This window comes from Pedobacter sp., from assembly GCF_041662865.1.
GTDB lineage: Bacteria > Bacteroidota > Bacteroidia > Sphingobacteriales > Sphingobacteriaceae > Pedobacter.
On sequence record NZ_JBAZRL010000106.1, the window covers coordinates 1 to 3,138 of the forward strand.

The 3,138-nt window shown below is 33.1% G+C and carries 3 protein-coding genes and 1 pseudogene; 3 read left to right on the forward strand and 1 reads right to left on the reverse strand.

Annotation, left to right across the window (positions count from 1 at the left end):
• On the reverse strand, positions 1-424 hold a 424-nt coding region (ruvC, locus tag WC622_RS16655), incomplete at its 3' end, for a crossover junction endodeoxyribonuclease RuvC (protein WP_372820818.1).
• A gap of 181 nt (positions 425-605) precedes the next feature.
• Between ruvC and WC622_RS16660 the strand changes: the two genes are divergently transcribed.
• From WC622_RS16660 to WC622_RS16670, 3 genes and pseudogenes are all read left to right on the forward strand, one after another.
• The gene (locus WC622_RS16660; RefSeq protein ID WP_407951579.1) at positions 606-1,583 is read left to right on the forward strand and encodes a hypothetical protein; all 978 of its coding nucleotides are present in this window, start codon (positions 606-608) and stop codon (positions 1,581-1,583) included.
• Positions 1,561-2,697 carry a glycosyltransferase gene (locus WC622_RS16665; protein ID WP_372820820.1) on the forward strand — a complete coding sequence of 379 codons (1,137 nt, stop codon included), beginning with the start codon at positions 1,561-1,563 and terminating at the stop codon, positions 2,695-2,697. Before WC622_RS16660 ends, WC622_RS16665 begins: the two co-directional genes overlap by 23 nt.
• Before the next feature lie 6 nt (positions 2,698-2,703).
• Positions 2,704-3,138 (forward strand): annotated as a pseudogene (locus WC622_RS16670) (ABC transporter permease); the annotation flags it as partial.

A 3,138-nucleotide genomic window follows, 5' to 3' on the forward strand; every position in this document is an offset into this window, starting at 1 on the left:
TTTCATTAAATTTTAATAGACGTTGTAACATAGCTGCCACCTGCTCTTTGCTAGCTGTGCCTTTTCCAGTAATCGATTGTTTTATTTTACGTGGTGCATATTCTGTAACTGAGATATTTCTTGAAAGTGCTGCCGCCATTGCAATACCCTGAGCTCGACCTAATTTAAGCATTACCTGGATGTTTTTGCCATAAAAGGGTGCCTCAATTGCAAGTACATCTGGTTTATATTCTTCAATTAAGCCAATGGTTTTTTCAAATATCCGCTGTAATTTTAAAAAGTGATCATCTAAATGACCCATTTTAACAATGCCCATACTAACGAGCTCAATTTTACTCCCCTTTTCCAAGATAATTCCGTAACCCATAATTGCAGTACCAGGATCGATACCCATAATTATACGTTCCTTTTTTTCGACCAACATATTGGAGCTTGTTTAATTTTATTTAATGATTTTTATTTAAGGCATCTACCTAAAGATAGGAACTACCATCCTCAAAAATAAGCGTTATCTAGCTTATAAATTAGCAATAGACAATTTTACAACTAAATTTGAACAGGCTCTAACAATATTAAGCATATTTGTACACACAAAAAGCAGAAAGTTGACACCTAGAGCAAAAAGACTATTTTCTATCTTCATTAAAATTGCGATCGTAGTTTTTGCGTTTTGGTTTATTTATACCAAACTAACTTCGAATGATGATCTTAAAAGGTTTGTTGTACTCATAAACACATTGCCTACAGCGGAAATTTGGTTTGTAATTTCTATTGTAATGGCCTTAATGCTATTAAATTGGGGTATTGAAGCAATTAAATGGAAACGCCTCATCAAACCAATTGAACCAATAACTCTTTGGAAAGCCATCGAGTCGGTATTTTGTGGCTTAACTTGGGCTATCTTTACGCCAAATAGGGTGGGTGAATATGGGGGAAGAGTATTTTTTTTATCCCCTAAAAGAAGAATAGTTGGTATAGTGGCAATGGCGGTGGGCAACATGGGCCAAATGGTAATAACCAATGTGTTCGGTGCAATCGCGCTAAGTATATTTATATTCAGTTTTAATTTGCTAGATTATCGTTTATGCTTGGCCGTATTTGCTATAACAGCCATTTTTTGCTTATTTTTTCTTTTGTTTTACTTTAATATTAAATGGCTTAACACACTTTTACTGTCAATTAAGTACACCCGGAAATACAAGAAATTCTATATCATATTAGCTAGGTATAGAAAGATTGAGTTGTTAAAGATTCTGCTTTTTTGCTTAGCTCGATACCTTATTTTCAGTACTGAGTATTTTATCATGTTCTATTGGCTTGTACCAGGGATAAGCTACTTTAACATTTTAATGCTCGTAAGCATTTTGTTTTTTGTACAATCGTCGCTACCCTCATTAGATTTGTTAGATATTGGCATTAGAAGTGTAACCGCCTTGTTCTTTTTTAAGTTTGTAACTGACCAAAGTACCCCAGTTGTTGCTTGCATTGCCAGTATTTGGTTCATAAATATTATTATTCCTGCTATCTTAGGCTCTTACTTTGTTTTTAAACTCAATTTCTTTGGAAGCAATAAGAATCGTTAGTTATTTATCTGCTCTTTTAAGCCTTGTATACGTATTTGTAGTGATTACATTTATTAGAGGATGGTATAAATTAACTTTATACAAAGACATTAAGCCTAACCCAACAACAAAAGTAGCTATTTTAGTAGCCGCAAGAAATGAAGAAGATCATATTGAAAAAACAATAAGAGATTTACTTGCGCAAGATTACAATCCAGAACTTGTGGAGATTATCATTATTAATGATCATTCTACTGATCGCACTGAATCTATTGTCGCGTCTTTTTCAAAAAACAATGTAAAATTAATTACGCTAAATGAAGATCGTGCGTTAAACTCCTATAAGAAAAAGGCAATTCAGAAAGGAATAGAGCATTCGACAGGAGATTTGATTATTACCACGGACGCAGATTGTCGGATGGGTGCCAACTGGCTTAAAACAATTGTAAGTTTTCATGAAGAACATGATTTTAAAATGATTTCTTCACCTGTTGCCTATTTTAATGAAAAAAACGTTTTTGAAAAATGCCAGACTTTAGAATTTTCTTACCTCATAGGCTTAGGTGCCTCAACGATAGGTAACAATAATCCGAGCACCTGCAATGGCGCAAATCTTGCTTATGAGCGAACAGCTTTTTACGCGGTAAATGGTTTTAAAGGTATTGATGATCTTGCTTCTGGCGATGATGAATTATTGTTGCATAAAATGGCAGCAAAGTATGAAAATAAGATTGGCTTTTTAAAAAGTCACGATGCGATTGTCTATACCTATGCAAAAAAGTCGCTTAAGAGTTTTATTGAACAACGAAAAAGATGGGCTTCAAAAAGTACTCGGTATAAAAATAAAGGTATCGTATTATTAGGCCTTACAGTATGGTTATTTAATTTAAGCATTATTGCAAATGCATTACTGGCAATATTTTTCACTTCTTTTCTTGAAATAGCTATTTTTCAATTGGTGTTGAAACTATTAATCGAAATGTTTTTTTTAATTGGCGTTACGCATTTCTTTAAAAGAAAACAATTATTAGTTTTACTGCCATTAGTCAGCATACTACATGTTATTTATATGGTGTATATTGGTATTGCTGGAAATTCAGGAAAGTATAACTGGAAAGACCGATTGGTAAAATAAAAGAAAATGAACTCAAATAGTCCCTCAAAGAAAATATGGAATAGATTTAAGCGCAATAAATTAGCATTTGGAGGGTTATTATTTATCTTATTACTAATGGTTATGGGGATTTTAGGTTATTTGATTACCCCTGATCAAACTCCCTATGCTAATACCATGCATTTGCAATTAAGCAATAAAAAACCATTCAGAACTTTCGATTTTTTAATTATTAACCAAAGCAAAGACGTAAAACAAGTTAATCTTTTTAGCAAGATGCTGTATGGGCAAGAAGCCAGTTTTAAGAGTGTACCTATTACATCTTTTAGGCTTAAAGAAAAAGAAGTTCTTGTACGCGAATATATCGGAGATGATGAAGTTGCGGAAGAGACAGCCTACGAGATAAAGCAAATATGTGGTTCTTGTGAACTAGATAAAGACGGATTAATAAATTTCGAAAAA